This window comes from Streptococcus sp. 1453, from assembly GCF_013276955.1.
GTDB lineage: Bacteria > Bacillota > Bacilli > Lactobacillales > Streptococcaceae > Streptococcus.
In genome coordinates this window covers 293,621-312,165 of the sequence record NZ_VMLZ01000005.1, presented here as the reverse complement: position 1 = coordinate 312,165, position 18,545 = coordinate 293,621, and the positions used below count along the sequence as shown (strand labels likewise).

The 18,545-nt window shown below is 36.8% G+C and carries 22 protein-coding genes; 15 read left to right on the top strand and 7 right to left on the bottom strand.

Annotated elements, in window-relative coordinates:
- The first annotated feature begins 9 nt into the window (after window positions 1-9).
- The 10 genes from infA (at window position 10) to HW098_RS04930 (ending at window position 6,840) form a co-directional block, all read left to right on the top strand.
- Entirely contained in the window at window positions 10-228 is a 219-nt protein-coding gene (gene infA / locus HW098_RS04975) for a translation initiation factor IF-1 (protein WP_001029883.1), read from the top strand.
- Between the two features lie 24 nt (window positions 229-252).
- On the top strand, window positions 253-369 hold the full coding sequence (rpmJ, locus tag HW098_RS04970; RefSeq protein ID WP_001808836.1) for a 50S ribosomal protein L36: 117 nt from the start codon (window positions 253-255) through the stop codon (window positions 367-369).
- Between the two features lie 17 nt (window positions 370-386).
- Window positions 387-752 (top strand): 30S ribosomal protein S13, encoded by a 366-nt coding sequence (rpsM, locus tag HW098_RS04965; protein ID WP_000090781.1) that lies wholly within the window; start codon window positions 387-389, stop codon window positions 750-752.
- A gap of 17 nt (window positions 753-769) precedes the next feature.
- Window positions 770-1,153, top strand: coding sequence for a 30S ribosomal protein S11 (gene rpsK, locus HW098_RS04960; RefSeq protein ID WP_001118385.1), 384 nt, complete (start codon window positions 770-772; stop codon window positions 1,151-1,153).
- Between the two features lie 42 nt (window positions 1,154-1,195).
- Window positions 1,196-2,131 (top strand): DNA-directed RNA polymerase subunit alpha, encoded by a 936-nt coding sequence (locus HW098_RS04955; RefSeq protein ID WP_000568988.1) that lies wholly within the window; start codon window positions 1,196-1,198, stop codon window positions 2,129-2,131.
- Between the two features lie 11 nt (window positions 2,132-2,142).
- On the top strand, window positions 2,143-2,529 hold the full coding sequence (gene rplQ, locus HW098_RS04950) for a 50S ribosomal protein L17 (RefSeq protein ID WP_000331493.1): 387 nt from the start codon (window positions 2,143-2,145) through the stop codon (window positions 2,527-2,529).
- Between the two features lie 265 nt (window positions 2,530-2,794).
- Complete coding sequence (locus HW098_RS04945) at window positions 2,795-3,061, top strand: ACT domain-containing protein (RefSeq protein WP_000644123.1); 267 nt, start codon at window positions 2,795-2,797, stop codon at window positions 3,059-3,061.
- Window positions 3,062-3,070: 9 nt separating this feature from the next.
- The gene (locus HW098_RS04940; RefSeq protein WP_176139459.1) at window positions 3,071-4,408 is read left to right on the top strand and encodes a PFL family protein; all 1,338 of its coding nucleotides are present in this window, start codon (window positions 3,071-3,073) and stop codon (window positions 4,406-4,408) included.
- 17 nt (window positions 4,409-4,425) lie between these two features.
- Window positions 4,426-5,916 (top strand): N-acetylmuramoyl-L-alanine amidase family protein, encoded by a 1,491-nt coding sequence (locus tag HW098_RS04935; RefSeq protein ID WP_176139458.1) that lies wholly within the window; start codon window positions 4,426-4,428, stop codon window positions 5,914-5,916.
- A gap of 231 nt (window positions 5,917-6,147) precedes the next feature.
- Entirely contained in the window at window positions 6,148-6,840 is a 693-nt protein-coding gene (locus HW098_RS04930; protein WP_176139457.1) for a histidine phosphatase family protein, read from the top strand.
- Here the strand turns inward: HW098_RS04930 and HW098_RS10500 are convergent.
- The 7 genes from HW098_RS10500 to HW098_RS04895 all read right to left on the bottom strand — a co-directional run bounded on the left by HW098_RS10500 (window position 6,837) and on the right by HW098_RS04895 (window position 14,387).
- A complete protein-coding gene (locus HW098_RS10500; protein WP_176139456.1) occupies window positions 6,837-7,028 on the bottom strand; it encodes a hypothetical protein in 192 nt (63 codons plus the stop codon). The genes HW098_RS04930 and HW098_RS10500 overlap by 4 nt on opposite strands.
- 82 nt (window positions 7,029-7,110) lie before the next feature.
- Window positions 7,111-8,769, bottom strand: a complete 1,659-nt coding sequence (locus HW098_RS04920) for an iron ABC transporter permease (RefSeq protein WP_176139455.1) — start codon at window positions 8,767-8,769, stop codon at window positions 7,111-7,113.
- The gene (locus HW098_RS04915; protein ID WP_176139454.1) at window positions 8,759-9,850 is read right to left on the bottom strand and encodes an ABC transporter ATP-binding protein; all 1,092 of its coding nucleotides are present in this window, start codon (window positions 9,848-9,850) and stop codon (window positions 8,759-8,761) included. The genes HW098_RS04920 and HW098_RS04915 overlap by 11 nt, the downstream gene beginning before the upstream one ends.
- A 12-nt stretch (window positions 9,851-9,862) precedes the next feature.
- Window positions 9,863-10,909, bottom strand: coding sequence for an ABC transporter substrate-binding protein (locus HW098_RS04910; protein WP_176139453.1), 1,047 nt, complete (start codon window positions 10,907-10,909; stop codon window positions 9,863-9,865).
- Between the two features lie 111 nt (window positions 10,910-11,020).
- On the bottom strand, window positions 11,021-11,794 hold the full coding sequence (locus HW098_RS04905) for a response regulator (protein ID WP_078156147.1): 774 nt from the start codon (window positions 11,792-11,794) through the stop codon (window positions 11,021-11,023).
- Entirely contained in the window at window positions 11,787-13,436 is a 1,650-nt protein-coding gene (locus HW098_RS04900) for a histidine kinase (protein WP_176139452.1), read from the bottom strand. The genes HW098_RS04905 and HW098_RS04900 overlap by 8 nt, the downstream gene beginning before the upstream one ends.
- Window positions 13,437-13,610: 174 nt before the next feature.
- The gene (locus tag HW098_RS04895; protein WP_000406173.1) at window positions 13,611-14,387 is read right to left on the bottom strand and encodes a glycyl-radical enzyme activating protein; all 777 of its coding nucleotides are present in this window, start codon (window positions 14,385-14,387) and stop codon (window positions 13,611-13,613) included.
- 121 nt (window positions 14,388-14,508) lie between these two features.
- On the opposite strand from HW098_RS04895, the gene HW098_RS04890 reads away from it, so the two are divergent.
- From HW098_RS04890 to HW098_RS04870, 5 genes are all read left to right on the top strand, one after another.
- Window positions 14,509-15,255, top strand: coding sequence for a DeoR/GlpR family DNA-binding transcription regulator (locus tag HW098_RS04890; protein ID WP_176139451.1), 747 nt, complete (start codon window positions 14,509-14,511; stop codon window positions 15,253-15,255).
- Window positions 15,256-15,267: 12 nt separating this feature from the next.
- The gene (locus HW098_RS04885) at window positions 15,268-16,248 is read left to right on the top strand and encodes a sugar-binding transcriptional regulator (protein ID WP_001070838.1); all 981 of its coding nucleotides are present in this window, start codon (window positions 15,268-15,270) and stop codon (window positions 16,246-16,248) included.
- A gap of 196 nt (window positions 16,249-16,444) precedes the next feature.
- On the top strand, window positions 16,445-16,765 hold the full coding sequence (locus tag HW098_RS04880; protein WP_000425250.1) for a PTS lactose/cellobiose transporter subunit IIA: 321 nt from the start codon (window positions 16,445-16,447) through the stop codon (window positions 16,763-16,765).
- A gap of 45 nt (window positions 16,766-16,810) precedes the next feature.
- On the top strand, window positions 16,811-17,119 hold the full coding sequence (locus tag HW098_RS04875; RefSeq protein ID WP_000238721.1) for a PTS sugar transporter subunit IIB: 309 nt from the start codon (window positions 16,811-16,813) through the stop codon (window positions 17,117-17,119).
- 16 nt (window positions 17,120-17,135) lie between these two features.
- Window positions 17,136-18,425 (top strand): PTS sugar transporter subunit IIC, encoded by a 1,290-nt coding sequence (locus HW098_RS04870; protein ID WP_001096824.1) that lies wholly within the window; start codon window positions 17,136-17,138, stop codon window positions 18,423-18,425.
- The last annotated feature ends 120 nt before the right edge of the window (window positions 18,426-18,545 follow it).

The following is an 18,545-nucleotide window of genomic DNA, read 5'->3' as shown; positions in this document are numbered from 1 at the left end:
TGCTTTTGCGTGGCAAAAGACGATGTGATTGAAGTTGAAGGCAAAGTAGTTGATACAATGCCGAATGCAATGTTTACGGTTGAACTTGAAAATGGACATCAGATTTTAGCAACAGTTTCTGGTAAAATTCGTAAAAACTATATTCGTATTTTAGCGGGAGATCGTGTTACTGTCGAAATGAGTCCATATGACTTGACACGTGGACGTATCACTTACCGCTTTAAATAATCGAAAAACTTGGAGGGATAAGAAATGAAAGTAAGACCATCGGTCAAACCAATTTGCGAATACTGTAAAGTTATTCGTCGTAATGGTCGTGTTATGGTAATTTGCCCAGCAAATCCAAAACACAAACAACGTCAAGGATAAGATAGAAAGGAGAAAACATGGCTCGTATTGCTGGAGTTGACATTCCAAATGACAAACGCGTAGTAATCTCATTGACTTATGTTTATGGTATCGGACTTGCAACATCTAAGAAAATTTTGGCTGCTGCTGGAATCTCAGAAGATGTTCGTGTACGTGATCTTACATCAGATCAAGAAGATGCTATTCGTCGTGAAGTGGATGCAATCAAAGTTGAAGGTGACCTTCGTCGTGAAGTAAACTTGAACATCAAACGTTTGATGGAAATCGGTTCATACCGTGGTATCCGTCACCGTCGTGGACTTCCTGTCCGTGGACAAAACACTAAAAACAACGCTCGCACTCGTAAAGGTAAAGCTGTTGCGATTGCTGGTAAGAAAAAATAATATAGGAGGTAAAAGTCTTGGCTAAACCAACACGTAAACGTCGTGTGAAAAAGAATATCGAATCTGGTATTGCTCATATTCACGCTACATTTAATAACACTATTGTTATGATTACTGATGTGCATGGTAATGCAATTGCTTGGTCATCAGCTGGTGCTCTTGGTTTCAAAGGTTCTCGTAAATCTACACCATTCGCTGCTCAAATGGCTTCTGAAGCTGCTGCTAAATCTGCACAAGAACACGGTCTTAAATCAGTTGAAGTTACTGTAAAAGGTCCAGGTTCTGGTCGTGAGTCAGCTATTCGTGCGCTTGCTGCCGCTGGTCTTGAAGTAACAGCAATTCGTGATGTGACTCCAGTGCCACACAATGGTGCTCGTCCTCCAAAACGTCGCCGTGTATAATCATCGCATTACACTGCTTTTCGTTTAAGAGGGAGTAACTAAATGATCGAGTTTGAAAAACCAAATATAACAAAAATTGATGAAAATAAAGATTATGGCAAGTTTGTAATCGAACCACTTGAACGTGGCTACGGTACAACTCTTGGTAACTCTCTTCGTCGTGTACTTCTAGCTTCTCTACCAGGAGCAGCTGTGACATCTATCAACATTGATGGTGTGTTACATGAGTTTGACACAGTTCCAGGTGTTCGTGAAGACGTGATGCAAATCATTCTGAACATTAAAGGAATTGCAGTGAAATCGTACGTTGAAGACGAAAAAATCATCGAACTAGATGTTGAAGGTCCTGCTGAAGTAACAGCTGGTGACATTTTGACAGATAGCGATATTGAAATTGTAAATCCAGATCATTATCTCTTTACAATCGGTGAAGGTTCTTCTCTAAAAGCGACTATGACTGTTAACAGTGGTCGTGGATATGTACCTGCTGATGAAAATAAAAAGGATAATGCACCAGTTGGAACACTTGCTGTAGATTCTATTTATACACCAGTTACAAAAGTCAACTATCAAGTGGAGCCTGCTCGTGTAGGTAGCAATGATGGATTTGACAAATTAACCCTTGAAATCTTGACAAATGGAACAATTATTCCAGAAGATGCTTTAGGGCTTTCAGCACGTATTTTGACAGAACATCTTGATTTGTTTACAAATCTTACTGAGATTGCTAAGTCAACTGAAGTGATGAAAGAAGCTGATACTGAATCTGACGACCGTATTTTGGATCGTACGATTGAAGAACTGGATTTGTCTGTGCGTTCATACAACTGTTTGAAACGTGCCGGTATCAATACTGTGCATGATTTGACAGAAAAATCTGAAGCAGAGATGATGAAAGTACGAAATCTTGGACGCAAGAGTTTGGAAGAAGTGAAACTCAAACTCATTGATTTGGGTCTTGGATTAAAAGATAAATAAAGGAGGAATACATGGCTTACCGTAAACTAGGACGCACTAGCTCACAACGTAAAGCAATGCTTCGCGATTTGACAACTGACCTTTTGATCAACGAATCAATCGTGACAACTGAAGCTCGTGCTAAAGAAATCCGTAAAACTGTTGAAAAAATGATTACTCTAGGTAAACGTGGTGATTTGCATGCACGTCGTCAAGCAGCTGCTTTCGTACGTAATGAAATCGCATCTGAAAACTATGATGAAGCAACTGATAAGTACACTTCTACTACAGCACTTCAAAAATTGTTCTCAGAAATCGCACCTCGTTATGCTGAACGTAACGGTGGATACACTCGTATCCTTAAAACTGAACCACGTCGTGGTGATGCAGCGCCAATGGCGATCATCGAATTAGTATAAAATCATCAATTTTGTTGAGTGTTATGATGATGGAGTCTTGTGCTCTTAGTCTAGCTCTGGTCTACCGCTAGGATTTCGGTCCTAGCGGGAACACTCATCATAAGTTGGGATAGTAGACGCTTGTTTACGAAATTGTTTTTTGCTTAAGAACAACTTCGTAAGCAGGCGTTTTTGAGTATTTTAGTTAGAATTATGCTATACTATTTGAAAAGAATCCTGTTTAATGTTCAGGTTTCCTAATTAAAAGAAGAATTGGAGTTTGCTTATGAAAGCGATTATAACTGTTGTTGGTAAAGATAAATCTGGAATTGTTGCAGGTGTTTCTGGCAAAATTGCAGAATTAGGTTTGAATATTGACGATATTTCTCAAACTGTTTTGGATGAATATTTCACGATGATGGCTGTCGTCTCTAGCGATGAAAAGCAGGATTTTACTTATCTTCGTAATGAATTTGAAGCTTTTGGGCAAATTTTGAATGTGAAAATCAATATTCAGAGTGCAGCGATTTTCGAAGCTATGTATAATATCTAGGAGGTTATCATGGATATTAGACAAGTTACTGAAACCATCGCCATGATTGAGGAGCAAAACTTCGATATCAGAACTATTACCATGGGGATTTCCCTTTTGGACTGTATTGATCCAGATATCAATCGTGCTGCGGAGAAAATTTATCAAAAGATTAGGACCAAGGCGGCTAAATTAGTGGCTGTTGGCGATGAAATTGCAGCTGAGTTGGGAATTCCTATCGTTAATAAGCGTGTATCGGTGACTCCTATTTCTCTGATTGGGGCTGCGACAGATGCGACGGACTATGTGGTTCTGGCAAAAGCGCTTGATAAGGCTGCGAAAGAAATCGGTGTGGATTTTATTGGTGGTTTCTCTGCCTTGGTACAAAAGGGGTACCAAAAGGGAGATGAGATTCTCATCCATTCTATTCCTCGCGCTTTGGCTGAGACGGATAAGGTTTGCTCGTCAGTCAATATCGGTTCAACCAAGTCGGGTATCAATATGACGGCTGTGGCAGATATGGGACGTATTATCAAGGAAACTGCTAATCTATCAGATATGGGAGCGGCCAAGTTGGTTGTATTCGCTAATGCTGTTGAGGACAATCCATTTATGGCGGGTGCCTTCCATGGTGTTGGGGAGGCAGATGTTATCATCAATGTCGGAGTTTCTGGTCCTGGTGTGGTGAAACGTGCCTTGGAAAAAGTTCGTGGACAGAGCTTTGATGTAGTAGCCGAAACGGTCAAGAAGACTGCCTTTAAAATCACTCGTATCGGTCAATTGGTTGGTCAGATGGCTAGTGAGAGACTGGGTGTGGAGTTTGGTATTGTGGACTTGAGTTTGGCGCCAACTCCTGCGGTTGGAGATTCTGTAGCACGTGTCCTTGAGGAAATGGGGCTAGAAACAGTTGGTACGCATGGAACGACGGCTGCCTTGGCTCTCTTGAACGACCAAGTTAAGAAGGGCGGAGTGATGGCCTGCAACCAAGTTGGAGGTTTGTCTGGTGCCTTTATCCCTGTTTCAGAGGATGAAGGAATGATTGCTGCAGTGCAAAATGGCTCTCTTAATTTGGAAAAATTAGAAGCTATGACGGCTATCTGTTCCGTTGGTTTGGATATGATTGCCATCCCAGAAGATACGCCAGCTGAAACCATTGCGGCTATGATTGCCGATGAGGCTGCAATTGGTGTCATTAACATGAAAACAACAGCTGTTCGTATCATTCCAAAAGGAAAAGAAGGCGATATGATTGAGTTTGGTGGTCTATTAGGAACTGCACCTGTTATGAAAGTCAATGGGGCTTCGTCTGTTGATTTCATCTCTCGTGGAGGACAAATCCCAGCACCAATTCATAGTTTTAAAAATTAAGAAAATAGGAGAAAATGATGAAAAAAGAAATGAAACATGCTTTAGTAGCTTTAGGACTGTCGACTTTACTAGTCCCAACTTTTGCCAATCAAGTAGTTTATGCGCAGGAAGAAAGTCATGAAACTATAACTCAGGTAACTTTAGAATTTTTTAAAAATGAAGTAGAGCAAGCTAAGAAATCTTATAAAGAGTTTTTAAGTAAGAATAAAGAAAAATTATTAAATGAAGCGGATCAAGTAGACTGGAGCATCCTTTCTTTTTCTCAGGATGATATAAAAACAATTAAGAATAATGCTATAGAAAGACTTAATAAAGAATACCAATCTTTTTTAGAAGAGATAGAAGGAATGGAAAAAGAAGCATTAGAGACTTCAAAGGATTTTCAAGGTGCTGTAAATAGATTGCATAATTCTATGAGTTACCGTATTAACAGAAATTTTGACTCTAGTTATAGAATTAAAAAAGAAGCTTTAAATTTAGTGATATTAAAGAAAAAGGAAAAATTAATTCCTAAAATAAAGGCAAATCAAGATTATACGGTTAGAGAAAAATCAAATGTGTTAAAAAACCTTGAGTCGACAATTGATTTTAAACATTTTGAACCTGATAGTTATGATTATTATAAGACAAGTGTAAATGAATATTTAAAGAGTCTTATTCCGATTGTATCAGATGAGTTTCATATCTATATATCACTTCCGACAGAGAGATATTTTAAAGAAATTAAAGCAGTTGCTTTTATGGAGAAAACAGCTATTAGTAGTGATGAGTCTCTTTCTAAATCTGAGAAGATCGCTTTATTGAATAATGTTGAGGACATATTAGAAGAGGGACTAGCAAAAATTGGGACACACTCTGGAGGATATATTCCTGACAATGGAACCGATATTGTTAATATGCTATCCCCTGAAGAGTTATCTGTCTTTACTAAGCGTATTGAAGATGTTTACCAAGGCAAAGCTAAGCCTAAGGTAACAAAAGAAGAGGCTATTCAAGCAGTTTCTACTGGAACTTCAACCTCAGCTTCAGTCTCAACTTCATCTCAGTCTACTGTTACCTCTAATGAAGAGACTAAGAAAGATCATCAAGCAAGTAAGTGGTTTAAAGAGTCTGGCAAATGGTACTACAATGACCTTTCTGGCAATCTTGTCAGAAACCGCTGGGTAGGCCGTTATTATCTAAAAGCAGATGCTTCAATGGCTGCGAGTGAATGGATTTATGATGAAGATTATAAGAGCTGGTTTTATGTTGATTCAACTGGTAGTTATGTGGAGAAAGCTTGGCAGGGCGAATATTACCTAAAACGTGGCGGTTACATGGCTAAGAGCGAGTGGGTATTTGATTCTCAGTATGATAGTTGGTATTATCTTAACCAAGATGGTAAGTACGCTCGTAATCAATGGATTAAGGATGGGGATAAGTGGTATTACTTGTTAGCTGATGGGAAATTGGCAAAAAATATGACCATTAACGGCTATAAAGTAAACGAAAAAGGTGAATGGGTATAATTTTTTAAGTTCTATTTAAGGTTGGCTGTGTATACTATAATCATTAAATAAAGACCTCCTAATATTATTTGAAACAGATAATACTGATTTAGTTTGAATTTGATTTTCATCTAATATCTTTATTTAATGAACTCCTAAACTTTTTCATAATAATCTCCTGCAAAAGTCGCCTGTATGGGTGGCTTTTGTTTTATCATCCATGTTATAATAGAAGCAAACGGAGGACGGAAAATGGTAAAAGTACGATTGTATTTGGTACGTCATGGCAAGACCATGTTTAACACGATTGGACGTGCGCAAGGTTGGAGCGATACTCCCTTAACAGCTGAAGGTGAACGAGGGATTCAAGAATTAGGAATCGGTTTGCGAGAATCTGGTCTGCAGTTTGAGCGTGCTTATTCCAGTGATTCTGGTCGCACCATTCAGACTATGGGAATCATTCTTGAAGAACTTGGCTTGCAGGGGAAGATCCCTTATCGCATGGACAAGCGTATCAGAGAATGGTGTTTTGGTAGCTTTGACGGAGCTTATGATGGTGATCTTTTCATGGGCATTATTCCTCGTATCTTTAATGTGGACCACGTTCACCAATTGTCTTATGCTGAACTGGCTGAGGGTTTGGTAGAGGTCGATACAGCTGGTTGGGCTGAAGGCTGGGAAAAACTCAGTAGCCGAATCAAGGAAGGTTTTGAAGCAATTGCCAAAGAAATGGAAGAACAAGGCGGGGGCAATGCCCTCGTTGTCAGCCACGGAATGACTATTGGAACCATTGTTTATCTGATCAATGGTATGCATCCACATGGTCTTGATAATGGTAGCGTGACGATCCTTGAATATGAGGACGGCCAGTTTAGCGTAGAAGTTGTCGGCGATCGTAGTTACCGAGAACTAGGACGGGAGAAGATGGAGGAAGCCTCTATTTAATACTCTTCGAAAATCTCTTTAAACCGCGTCAACGTCGTCTTGTCGTAGATAGGGTTACTGACTTCGTCAGTTCTATCCACAACCTCAAAACAGTGTTTTGAGCTGACTTCGTTAGTCTTATCTACAACCTCAAAGCAGTGCTTTGAGCAACCTGCGGCTAGTTTCCTAGTTTGCTCTTTGATTTTCATTGAGTATAAGAATTTGATAGGAATATGAAGATAAGAAAAAACAGCCGAGGGTAATCCTTTCGGCTATTTTTGATGGGGGAAACTAAAGTGTAATGCTATTGCTTTTAGAGATTTTCATAAACAAGAGCAAGGAACCTACTGTTAGAACAGTCAGGATAGTTGACAAGGCTGCGGCTACACCGTAATTTCCTCTGAGAACCTCTGTATAAATGGCTACAGTCATTGTTCTTGTTTTGACATTGTAGAGGAGGATAGAAGTAGAGAGTTCTGAAATCATTGTGACCCAAGATAGGATGGCTCCAGAAATAATACCAGATAGCATCATTGGAGTTGTAATCTTGGCAAAGGTATTGAGACGACTACTTCCTAAGCTTTCAGCGGCTTCTTCAATACTTGGGGCTATTTGTTGCAAGCTAGCAACAGATGAGCGAATAGTATAAGGCAATCTTCTGACAGATAGGGACATAATCAAGATGAAAGCAGTCCCTGTAATCATAAGAAATCCACTTCCAAATAGGCCAGTATTGAAGGAAGAAATGAAGGCAATCCCTAGAACGGTTCCTGGTACAATATAAGGGACCATACTGAGGCTGTCAATTAAGTTTGTAAACAAATTCCGTTTTCTAACGGCTAGGTAGGAGATAAATGTTGCGAATAGGACAACTAGAACTAAGGCAATCAAAGGGATACGAATGGTATTGAAAATAGCAGAGCCCATACGATTGAAAGCCACCTTGTAACTGTTTAGAGAATAGCCTTTAACAAATACCATACCTGATGTTTTTAGGAAAGAGGTATAAATCAAGTAGACTTGAGGTAAAACAGAGATAAAGATAATTCCGTAGACTGTTGCATAAATGGCAACCATTTTTCCTTTTGTAGTTTTTTTAGGCTCAATTGGATGGAGCGAATTCATGCTGAAACTGTAGCGGTTTGCAATGTGTTTTTGGATAAGGAAAATTGTCAAGGCAATGATAATCGCCATAATGGCTAAAGCAGATGCAAAAGCAGAATTTCCTCCAACCTCGCTAATAAATTGGGTATAAATCAGAACAGGGAAAGTCCGATATCCTTCACCAATTAACATAGGTGTTCCAAAGTCTGAGAATGCTCTCATAAATACAAGCAGGGCAGCAGCTAGTAAGGTTGGAACGAGGAGAGGTAAAACAACCGTTACGATACGCTTAAATCCGAAGGACCCCATACTCTCAGCTGCTTCAAGTAGAGAATTGTCAATACTCTTCATTGTCCCAGCAACGTATAGAAATACCAGTGGGAATAGTTGCAGTGTAAAGACAAGTACAATTCCTTTGAATCCATAAATATCGATAGCTGGAAGATGAAGGGTATTTGTCAGAAATTTAGTGATGACCCCATTTCGCCCCAGCAAGAGAATCCAGGAGTAGGCTCCCACGAAAGGAGCTGACATGGAAGCAATGATAATTAATATTTGTAGAAATTTCTTTCCCTTGAAGTCATACATAGAGAAGAGATAAGCTAATAGGGTTCCTACGACTAAGGAAGTGACAGTAGCGGTAATGGAAACCTTGAAACTGTTGACGAGTGTCTCAGAGTAGTAGGCTTTACTAAAGAAAGTGACAAAATTAGCTAGTGAGAATTGTCCTTCATGTATGAGTGCTTGCTTGAGCACGGTAACGATAGGATAAACGAGAAAGACAAGATAGGTAAGAAAGATGAAGAAAGAGGAGGCTGTCCAAATATTTAGTTTTTTACGTTCCATGGTTGACTCCTTTTATCAGGTTTTGGGAACCATCTGCAGAAAAGACGTTTAATTTTTGAGTATTGATTCGTAGACGAATACGATCGCCTTTTTGTAGATCTTCTTCAAAAGTTGATTCTTCGCTAACTTGAATTTTTGAGGCAAATCCTGTTTCGATGAAGTATTCAGTATTCAGTCCAAGATAGACGCTATCGCTAATAATTCCTTCAATATCTCCAGATTCATCTTTGATAAACTCTTCAGGACGAATGCTTACATGAATAGCTTGCTCCTCAGCCTGATCAAGAGCTGGCATTCGAAGAGCATAGCCATCTGAAAAGACGATATAAGCGCCGTCGCTCCGTTTTTCAAGAGTGGCAGGGATAATATTTGTGCGTCCGATAAAGGTTGCTACAAACTCATTAGCTGGTTTATGATAGAGTTCTTTTGGCCGACCGATTTGTTGAATCACCCCATCTTTCATAACAGCAATTTGGTCTGAAATCGCCATGGCTTCTTCTTGGTCGTGGGTTACATAAACAGTTGTAATTCCCACTTCGTGTTGGATTTCTCGAATGACTTGACGCATATCCAAGCGAAGTTTGGCATCCAGATTACTAAGTGGCTCGTCCATGAGGAGAACACTTGGATTAACCGCTAAGGCACGTGCCAAGGCGACACGTTGTTGTTGTCCGCCACTGAGTTTATCAGGTTTTCGATCCGCATATTGAGCAATTTGCATGAGTTCAAGATACTTGTTGGTCTGTTGAATCAATTCTTCTTTTGGAACCTTCTTTTGCTTGAGACCAAAAGCAACGTTATCTCGGACAGTCAAATGTGGGAAAATAGCGTAGTTTTGAAAAACCATGCCGATATTGCGTTTGCTGGGTTCCATATTATTGATTTTTGTATCATCGAAGTAAAATTCTCCACCTTCGATACTGTTGAAACCTGCAATCATACGAAGAAGGGTCGTTTTCCCACACCCTGAAGGTCCAAGAAGGGTAAAGAGACTTCCTTTTGGAATTGTAATGTTCAAATTCTCAATAACAGGGACATCGTGGTAGATTTTTTTGGCGTTAATAATTTTGATCTCACTCATAGTGAACCTCTTTTACTGTTTAGATTGGATATCTGTAAAGACTTCGTTGTATTTCTTAACAATATCTGATTTATTCTTGATGACATAATCATAATCTTCAGTGAGTGTTTTGATTTTGTCAATTGGTTTCATGTTTTCGCTTGTTTTAGCATTTTTACGAACAGGACGATTAGTAGTGGTTGTGCCAAGTGTATCTTGTACTTCTTGAGAGATAATAAAATCGATAAATTTCTTGGCATTTTCCATGTTTTTCGCTTTTTTAACGATAGCAGCACTAGCAGGTAGGAAGACTGTTCCTTCTTTTGGATAGACTACCTTGATATTAGCTCCGTCATTTAAGAGTTTAACTGCTGGATCTTCATAAGAGAGACCAACAGCCATTTCTCCGTCAGCGACTGCTTTATAGACACCAGATGAGCTTGAACCGATTTTACCATCAATAAGTGTGAAAAGATCTTTTACATAAGACCAAGCTTTATCGTCTTTGTAACCACCTTGAGCTTGTAGCATATTTGTTAATTGAGCAAAGGCGCTAGAAGAGTTTGCTGGGTCAGCAGTTGCGATTTTTCCTTTTAGTTCAGGTTTGAGAAGGTCGCTATATCCTTCGATGTTCATGCCTTTCGTTAAATCAGGATTGACGATTAAAACACTACCATCTAGTGTATAAGGAGTAGAGTAACCAGTTGTGTTTTGATATTCTTTGATAACATTATCATTTTCTTTTGAAGTATAGTTTTCAAAGAGTTCTCCGTGGGTAGCATATTGTGTATAAGAACCACCAAAGATGACATCAGCTACAGGAGCTTCTTTTTCTGACTCTAGTTTTTTGAAAAGTTCTCCAGTACCAGCTTGAATCAGTTCTACTTTGATACCATATTTTTCTTCAAAGGCAGGAATAGTTGCTCCGATTAAGCCCTCTGAGTTTGGTGAATAAACGACTAGCGAACCACCGTCTCCTTTATCAGATGAACCTCCATCGGCAGATTCATTAGAAGAACAAGCAGCAAGACCAAAAAGAGCTAGTCCGCAAGCAGCATAATACATCCATTTCTTTTCCATGATGGATACCTCCGTTGTGTTATTTAAGTTTATTTTAAAACAATGTAAGCGTTCTTAGAACCGACAATTCTATTCTATTAGAGTAAAATTCTCTACAAAAAGAAGAATAGCTTATTTTACTATTCTTCCGAGTGATTTCAATTCCTTTGGGGAAATATGGAGGTACTTTTTAAATACTTTGGCAAAATATTTATAGTCTGAAAATCCAACTTGGTCAGAGATGTCGCTTAGAGGGGAGTTGGGAGATTCAGCCATCTTATTTATAGCTTGTTTCAGGCGATATTGCAAGATATATTCATTTAGAGTCATGGGAAAGTCTTCTTTGATAACTTTATATAGATAGCTTTCGCTATAGTTTAAAGCTTCAGCAATAGTCGCAATCGTAAAATGCTCTGCATAATGCTTGTGGACAAAGGAAATAATTTGTTGAATGATTTGGTTTTGTGTATCAACCTGTTGGATAGAGGTGAGTAAAGTTTGATATTCTTCTAAAAAAGGAGTTTCTTGATAGGTGCTACCTTGTAATCGCAAAACAATGTTTTGAAGACATTCTGTCAATTCCTTGGTATCAATTGGTTTGGATAAGAAATCAACTGCTCCATATTGCATGGCTTTTTTGGCATTTTGAAAATCGTTATAACCTGATAAGATAACTTTTTCATAAGAAAGGGTACGAGTAGCTTCGAACATCATAAAAGCATCCATAATTGGCATTGTGATGTCTGTTAAGACAATATGAGGTTCTTTTTCTTGGATGAGTTTCATTCCCTCTTGACCGTGACTGGCAGTTCCTACGACTTGGATACCCAAGGCAGAGTAGTCTACGGCAATCTCTAGCCATTTTCGAATGAGGTGTTCGTCTTCTACGATAATGAGCTTAAACATGAGTTAGTCCTTTCGTTACAAATTTGACCCAAGTTTCTCCTTGGCGATTGACTCCTAAATCTAGCTGGACATCAGAAAAGAAATTGCTCAATCGTTTGTAGCTGTTCACGATGCCATGCTGGGTATGAGGGCTTTCTAAAGAGTCTAAAATAGCGAGTCGCTCTTGTTTTGTGAGTCCTCCAGCATTATCCTTGACTAAAAAAGTTAGAGAATCTGATTCCAAGGTAATTTGGATATCAATATGAAGATCAATACGGTATTGCATCCCATATTTTATAGCATTTTCTACTAGAGGAAGCAAGAAAAGTTTAGGAATAGGCTGATTATCAACAGTTTCTGGGCAGACAATATCATAGGAGAAGTGCTCGAAACGAATCTTATGAATCATAAGGTAATCCTCTATAATCTTTAAATCCTGACAAATGGTTGTTTCTTTTTCTAAATCGGTGATACTGTAGCGAAGAATGCGCGTGAGATTTTGAATCAGGTCTTGTGTGAGGGCGGCATCCATTAAAGAAGTAATTTTAATTGTCTCAAGTGTATTGTAGAGAAAATGAGGATTGAACTGAGCTTCCAGCATTTTTCTTTCAAAAATCCACTTTTCTTTTTCTATGGTCAACATTTTTTGATGAAGTTGATCTAATTCGTACAACATATTGTTGATTTTTTCTGCCATAAACTCAAACTCATCACCTGTTTGTAGAGAAAGCCTTTTTTCTGCTTGTTTAGGAATTTCTTGAAGTTGGTAAACCAAACTTTCAATAGGAACAGCGTTGTGTGTGGCAATTTTATGAGCAATTCGTCTTGCTTGCCAGAAGTAGAGGAAGAATATACATAAGGTGAGGACGGAGGCTAGGCCGAGTAAGCTAGGAATGGGAAAAAAGGATTGAAAAGTATAGATTGAAAAAATAGCACCGACTTTTTCTTTTTGAACAATAAGCGGTTCATTCGCATACCAGTGGGTGCGAGAGTGTAGGAGTTTTTCATCAAATTTTTCAAGAGTGGAGCGAGTAAACTGATTTGTATTGTTGGAGAACATATTTCCAAAGCTATCGGTAATGATGTATTTGGAATTGATCGTTGGGAAACTTGAGATGAAATCATTCTCATTTACGAAAGCAATAGTATAGGCCTTAACTCGTTGGTTTTGAAGTAGTGGTTTGATAAAGAGTGTGTAATGTTGCTTATCTGAAGAAAGTGCAATTTTTTCTGTAACTTTATCTTGAGAAGGATTTTGAATGAGCAGTTTTAGATAGTAGGGAGATAAAATACTTTCTTGATGATTGCGATTGGTACTAAATAGTAATTCACCTGTATCACTTAGGATAATGAGGTCGGAACTAAGTTTTAATTTAGCTTTTGTCTCGTAAAATAAGCTAAAGACTTCTCTCTCTGTGTGTTTGCCGTCCAAAAATCCAAGAATCATTTTATGGTTCATGGTAGTCAGGAGCTCATTATTTGCTTCTTTCATTTCTTGAACCTGTTTTACAATCTGTCTCGTATCTTTGGAGAGTTGCTGCTTTTGTAAAACATAGGAAAAACCAAAAAGTAAAATGAGTAGTAAAAGAGAGGTCACAAAGGCTGCGATAGAGCTTCTATGGAGAATTTCTTTTTGGAGAGATTTTTTAAAGGAATGAGACATCTGCTACCTCCTTGGAAGGGTTTTCTGTTATAAGTATAGCAGTTTAAAAATTTTAGAGCAAGGTAAAATAGAAAAGGTTTGGCTAAAATTTTTTAGCTAAACCTTTTGAAAAGTTAAGTATGTATTATAGATGCTTGTTATCTGCAAATAGCTAGAGCATTTCAAGGAAATGAACTAGAAATAACAATTAATATGATGGTTCAGAAATACCTTTTGATAATCAATAAGATCTTCGGGATGAAGTGCGTTGACTCCATCCATTTCATATTTCCGATTTAATAAACGATATTTGTTTTCACCAAATTGATGAAAAGGGAGTAGTTGAACTTGGTCGATATTTAATGAGTTAAATAGAGTAGCGAATTCTTCTGCATCCTCTAAACTATTGTTAAAATCAGGAATAACCGGGATTCTTAAAACGATAGTTTTATGTTGAGAAAAGGCATAATGAATGTTTTTAATAATCATTTGATTAAAAACCCCAGTCACTTTTTTATGTTTTATAGAATTATAATGTTTTAGGTCTGTGTAGATAAAATCCACATATTGGATTAAATCAACAAATTTTTCATGATCAACAAAGGCAGTAGTTTCAATGGCAGTGTGTATGTGATGTTCTTTAGCTGACTTTAAGATGGCTTTAGCAAATTCAAACTGAGCAAATATTTCACCCCCTGATAAAGTTAAACCTCCACCGGATTCTTCGTAAAATTCTTTATCTTTTAATACCTCTGTAATAATTTCTTCTACAGTTTTTTCTTCACCTACTAAAGTGAATTTTTCTCGTTGAGCATCTTTCATTTTTTCAGGTTTCATTCTTTGAGATTCAGGATTAGAACACCATGGACAGCGCAGAGGACATCCTTTTAAAAAAACAGTTGTACGAATACCCGGACCGTCATGAATTGAAAAGTGTTGAATATTAAAAATAATTCCTTTAGATATTTCCATAAGAGTTCCTCCTCTTTATAATTCTATCCTATCACAAAAACGAAAGAAAAACAATTACGAACGAAAGTTTAATTTGTTGTTTTTTGCTTTTTATTTTGGTAGAATAAAACGGAGGTGTAAAATGAAAAGATTGGAACAAATTATTAAATTAGTATCAGAATATGAAAAGATTGACGTTAATACATTATCGGAAAAATTAAATGTATCGAAAGTAACGATTAGAAAAGATTTAGATAAATTAGAGTCAAAAGGTTTATTACACAGAGAGCATGGCTATGCCGTGTTAAATAGTGGAGATGACTTAAATGTACGCTTGTCAATTAATTATGAAATTAAGAGAAAAATTGTTCAAGAAGCAGTAAAATTGGTATCAGATAATGAAACAATAATGATAGAATCTGGTTCAACCTGTGCTTTACTTGCTGAGGAAATTTGCAAGCAAAAAAGAAATGTCACTATTGTAACAAATTCATTTTTTATAGCAAATTTTGTGAGAGCTTATGATTCATGTCGTGTTATTGTTCTTGGTGGAGAGTTTCAGAAAGATTCACAGGTTACTGTAGGACCTTTATTAAAAGAAATGATACAGACTTTTCATGTGCGTCAAGCTTTTGTTGGGACAGATGGCTACGATAAAGAGATGGGCTTTACAGGAAAAGATTTAATGCGCAGTGAGGTAGTTCAATATATTTCAGCAGCGTCGGATAAAGTCATTGTGCTAACTGACTCAAGTAAATTTGATAAAAGGGGTACAGTAAGAAGATTTGCTTTAAGCCAAGTCTATGAAGTAATAACAGACGAAGGACTTTCTAAACAAAATATAGCTACATTAGAAAATGCTGGGATAATGGTTAAGGTAGTTTCGTAAGAGGTTAAGTGTATGAATCAAGATAGGAATAAACTGCTCTCTAAAATTGCTTATCTGTATTATATTGAAAACTTAAATCAGTCACAAATAGCAGCAAAATTAGGAATTTATAGAACCTCTATTAGTAGAATGTTAACAGAAGCAAGGAATGCAGGAATTGTTAAAATTGAAATAGAGAATTTTGATACCAATATGTTTAAGTTGGAAAATTATGTAAAAGAAAAATATGGTCTGGAAAGTTTAGAAATTATTCCAAATGAATTTGATGATAATCCAACAATTTTATCTGAAAGAATTTCTCAAGTTGCAGCAGGTGTCCTTAGGAATTTAATTGATGATAATATGAAAATTGGCTTTTCTTGGGGGAAAAGTTTAAGTAATTTAGTAGATCTAATCCACAGCAAAAGTGTCCGAAATGTTCACTTCTATCCTCTAGCAGGTGGTCCTAGTCACATACACGCTAAATACCATGTGAATACACTGATTTATGAAATGTCTAGAAAATTTCATGGAGAGTGTACATTTATGAATGCAACAATTGTGCAAGAAAATAAATTGTTAGCAGATGGTATCTTGCAATCAAGATATTTTGAAGATTTGAAAAATAGTTGGAAAGATTTAGATATAGTTGTGGTTGGGATTGGTGATTTTAGTAATAAAGGAAAACATCAATGGTTAGACATGCTTACAGAGGATGACTTTAAAGAATTAACCAAAGTTAAAACTGTAGGGGAAATTTGTTGTCGATTCTTTGATTCAAAAGGTAAAGAAGTTTATGAGAACTTACAGGAAAGAACGATAGCAATCTCTTTGGAAGATTTAAAAAATATTCCTCAAAGTTTAGCTGTTGCTTATGGTGATACGAAAGTATCTGCGATTCTTTCTGTCTTGCGTGCTAATCTAGTAAATCATCTGATTACAGATAAAAATACAATTTTAAAAGTTTTAGAAGAAGATGGTGATTTTTCTTTTCGAAATATTTTATGCGAGTGAAAATGATAGACTGATATCAGTTTATCGTTTTTTCTTTTTAATCAATTGCACATTTGTGCTTATATAAATAAAAATCGTTTATTTGTTGTTTTTGGATTGACAACTTTATTATGTAGTTGTATTCTATAGTTACAAAAGAAAATTTTAAAATTTCAAATGAAAAAAGCTTTTTACATAGTGAAATGAGGAGGAATTTATGGAAATGATTGTTCCAGATCAAATTATCATGGGTTTAATTTTATATGCTGGCGATGCGAAACAACATATTTATAAAGCGTTAGATTATATAAAAAACGGTACATGTGAACGATGTGAAGAAGAAATCCAGTTAGCTGATGCAGCCTTATTAGAAGCCCATAATCTACAAACAAAATTCTTGGCACAGGAAGCGTCTGGTACAAAGACAGAAATAACAGCTCTCTTTGTTCATTCACAAGATCATCTCATGACTAGTATGACGGAGATTAATTTAATCAAAGAAATTATTAGTTTGAGAAAAGAACTTCATAAAAAATAATACTAGAGTATTATCATTGTTATTAACATAGAGGAGGAAAATATAATGGTGAAGATCGGTTTGTTTTGTGCAGCAGGATTTTCTACTGGTATGCTTGTAAATAATATGAAAATTGCAGCGCAATCTAGTGGAGTTGAAGCAGAAATAGAGGCGTTTTCTCAGTCCAAATTAGCTGATTATGCTCCAAATATAGATGTCGCACTATTGGGGCCGCAAGTTGCTTATACATTAGACAAGTCAAAAGAAATTTGTGATAAGTGTGATGTTCCGATAGCTGTTATTCCGATGATGGACTATGGTATGTTAGATGGGAAAAAAGTATTAGATTTGGCCCTATCTTTGATTAGTGGGTAAGAAAAGGAGATTTATTATGGCAAAGATGGATGTTCAAAAAATCATTGCACCTATGATGAAGTTTGTGAATATGCGTGGCATTATAGCTCTAAAAGATGGGATGTTAGCAATTTTGCCATTGACAGTAGTTGGTAGTTTATTCTTGATTATGGGACAATTGCCGTTCGAAGGATTAAATAAGAGCATTGCTAGTGTTTTTGGAGCTAATTGGACAGAGCCGTTTATGCAAGTATATTCAGGAACTTTTGCTATTATGGGTCTAATTTCTTGTTTTTCAATTGCCTATTCTTATGCTAAGAATAGTGGAGTAGAGGCTTTACCAGCTGGAGTTCTATCTGTATCTGCATTCTTTATTTTGCTAAGATCATCTTATATCCCTAAACAAGGTGAGGTGATTGGGGACGCTATTAGTAAAGTTTGGTTTGGAGGTCAAGGAATTATCGGTGCTATCATTATAGGTTTGGTAGTAGGAAGTATTTATACCTTCTTTATAAAGAGAAAAATTGTTATTAAGATGCCAGAACAAGTTCCACAAGCTATTGCCAAACAGTTTGAAGCAATGATTCCAGCATTTGTAATTTTCTTATCTTCTATGATTGTATATATTTTAGCGAAGTCATTGACTAATGGCGGAACATTTATTGAAATGATTTATTCTGTTATTCAAGTTCCATTGCAAGGTTTAACTGGATCTTTGTATGGTGCAATTGGAATTGCATTCTTTATATCATTTTTATGGTGGTTTGGTGTCCATGGACAATCGGTAGTAAATGGAGTAGTGACAGCTCTGCTTTTATCTAATCTTGATGCTAATAAAGCTATGTTAGCCTCTGGTAATCTATCATTAGAAAATGGTGCACATATTGTTACTCAACAATTTTTAGATTCATTTTTAATTCTATCTGGTTCAGGGATTACGTTTGGTCTTGTAGTTGCCATGCTTTTTGCAGCAAAATCAAAACAATACCAAGCCTTAGGGAAAGTAGCAGCTTTTCCAGCAATATTTAACGTAAATGAGCCAGTTGTATTTGGATTTCCGATTGTCATGAATCCAGTTATGTTTGTACCTTTCATTCTTGTTCCTGTACTGGCAGCTGTTATAGTATATGGAGCTATTGCAACAGGTTTCATGCAGCCATTTTCAGGAGTTACATTACCTTGGAGCACCCCAGCTATTATATCAGGATTTATGGTTGGTGGATGGCAAGGAGTTATTACTCAGCTGGTGATATTAGCGATGTCTACATTAGTTTATTTCCCATTCTTTAAAGTACAGGATCGTTTAGCTTATCAGAATGAAGCATGATAATTCTAAAAAACATTTGTGTATTATCATTAAACACACACATTTGTGCTAAAAATTAGAGAGTTAAAGTTTTTCTAGTTAAAAGCTTGAAATTTTCTAAAAAACCAGGTATTATATTTT

What these genes read in the sequence shown, in the direction of transcription:
- rpmJ (WP_001808836.1), top strand. Translation starts at nt 253, where the DNA reads ATGAAAGTAAGACCATCGGTCAAACCAATTTGCGAATACTGTAAAGTT.
- rpsM (WP_000090781.1), top strand. Translation starts at nt 387, where the DNA reads ATGGCTCGTATTGCTGGAGTTGACATTCCAAATGACAAACGCGTAGTA.
- HW098_RS04955 (WP_000568988.1), top strand. Translation starts at nt 1,196, where the DNA reads ATGATCGAGTTTGAAAAACCAAATATAACAAAAATTGATGAAAATAAA.
- rplQ (WP_000331493.1), top strand. Translation starts at nt 2,143, where the DNA reads ATGGCTTACCGTAAACTAGGACGCACTAGCTCACAACGTAAAGCAATG.
- HW098_RS04945 (WP_000644123.1), top strand. Translation starts at nt 2,795, where the DNA reads ATGAAAGCGATTATAACTGTTGTTGGTAAAGATAAATCTGGAATTGTT.
- HW098_RS04940 (WP_176139459.1), top strand. Translation starts at nt 3,071, where the DNA reads ATGGATATTAGACAAGTTACTGAAACCATCGCCATGATTGAGGAGCAA.
- HW098_RS04935 (WP_176139458.1), top strand. Translation starts at nt 4,426, where the DNA reads ATGAAAAAAGAAATGAAACATGCTTTAGTAGCTTTAGGACTGTCGACT.
- HW098_RS04930 (WP_176139457.1), top strand. Translation starts at nt 6,148, where the DNA reads ATGGTAAAAGTACGATTGTATTTGGTACGTCATGGCAAGACCATGTTT.
- HW098_RS10500 (WP_176139456.1), bottom strand. Translation starts at nt 7,028, where the DNA reads ATGAAAATCAAAGAGCAAACTAGGAAACTAGCCGCAGGTTGCTCAAAG.
- HW098_RS04920 (WP_176139455.1), bottom strand. Translation starts at nt 8,769, where the DNA reads ATGGAACGTAAAAAACTAAATATTTGGACAGCCTCCTCTTTCTTCATC.
- HW098_RS04915 (WP_176139454.1), bottom strand. Translation starts at nt 9,850, where the DNA reads ATGAGTGAGATCAAAATTATTAACGCCAAAAAAATCTACCACGATGTC.
- HW098_RS04910 (WP_176139453.1), bottom strand. Translation starts at nt 10,909, where the DNA reads ATGGAAAAGAAATGGATGTATTATGCTGCTTGCGGACTAGCTCTTTTT.
- HW098_RS04905 (WP_078156147.1), bottom strand. Translation starts at nt 11,794, where the DNA reads ATGTTTAAGCTCATTATCGTAGAAGACGAACACCTCATTCGAAAATGG.
- HW098_RS04900 (WP_176139452.1), bottom strand. Translation starts at nt 13,436, where the DNA reads ATGTCTCATTCCTTTAAAAAATCTCTCCAAAAAGAAATTCTCCATAGA.
- HW098_RS04895 (WP_000406173.1), bottom strand. Translation starts at nt 14,387, where the DNA reads ATGGAAATATCTAAAGGAATTATTTTTAATATTCAACACTTTTCAATT.
- HW098_RS04890 (WP_176139451.1), top strand. Translation starts at nt 14,509, where the DNA reads ATGAAAAGATTGGAACAAATTATTAAATTAGTATCAGAATATGAAAAG.
- HW098_RS04885 (WP_001070838.1), top strand. Translation starts at nt 15,268, where the DNA reads ATGAATCAAGATAGGAATAAACTGCTCTCTAAAATTGCTTATCTGTAT.
- HW098_RS04880 (WP_000425250.1), top strand. Translation starts at nt 16,445, where the DNA reads ATGGAAATGATTGTTCCAGATCAAATTATCATGGGTTTAATTTTATAT.
- HW098_RS04875 (WP_000238721.1), top strand. Translation starts at nt 16,811, where the DNA reads ATGGTGAAGATCGGTTTGTTTTGTGCAGCAGGATTTTCTACTGGTATG.
- HW098_RS04870 (WP_001096824.1), top strand. Translation starts at nt 17,136, where the DNA reads ATGGCAAAGATGGATGTTCAAAAAATCATTGCACCTATGATGAAGTTT.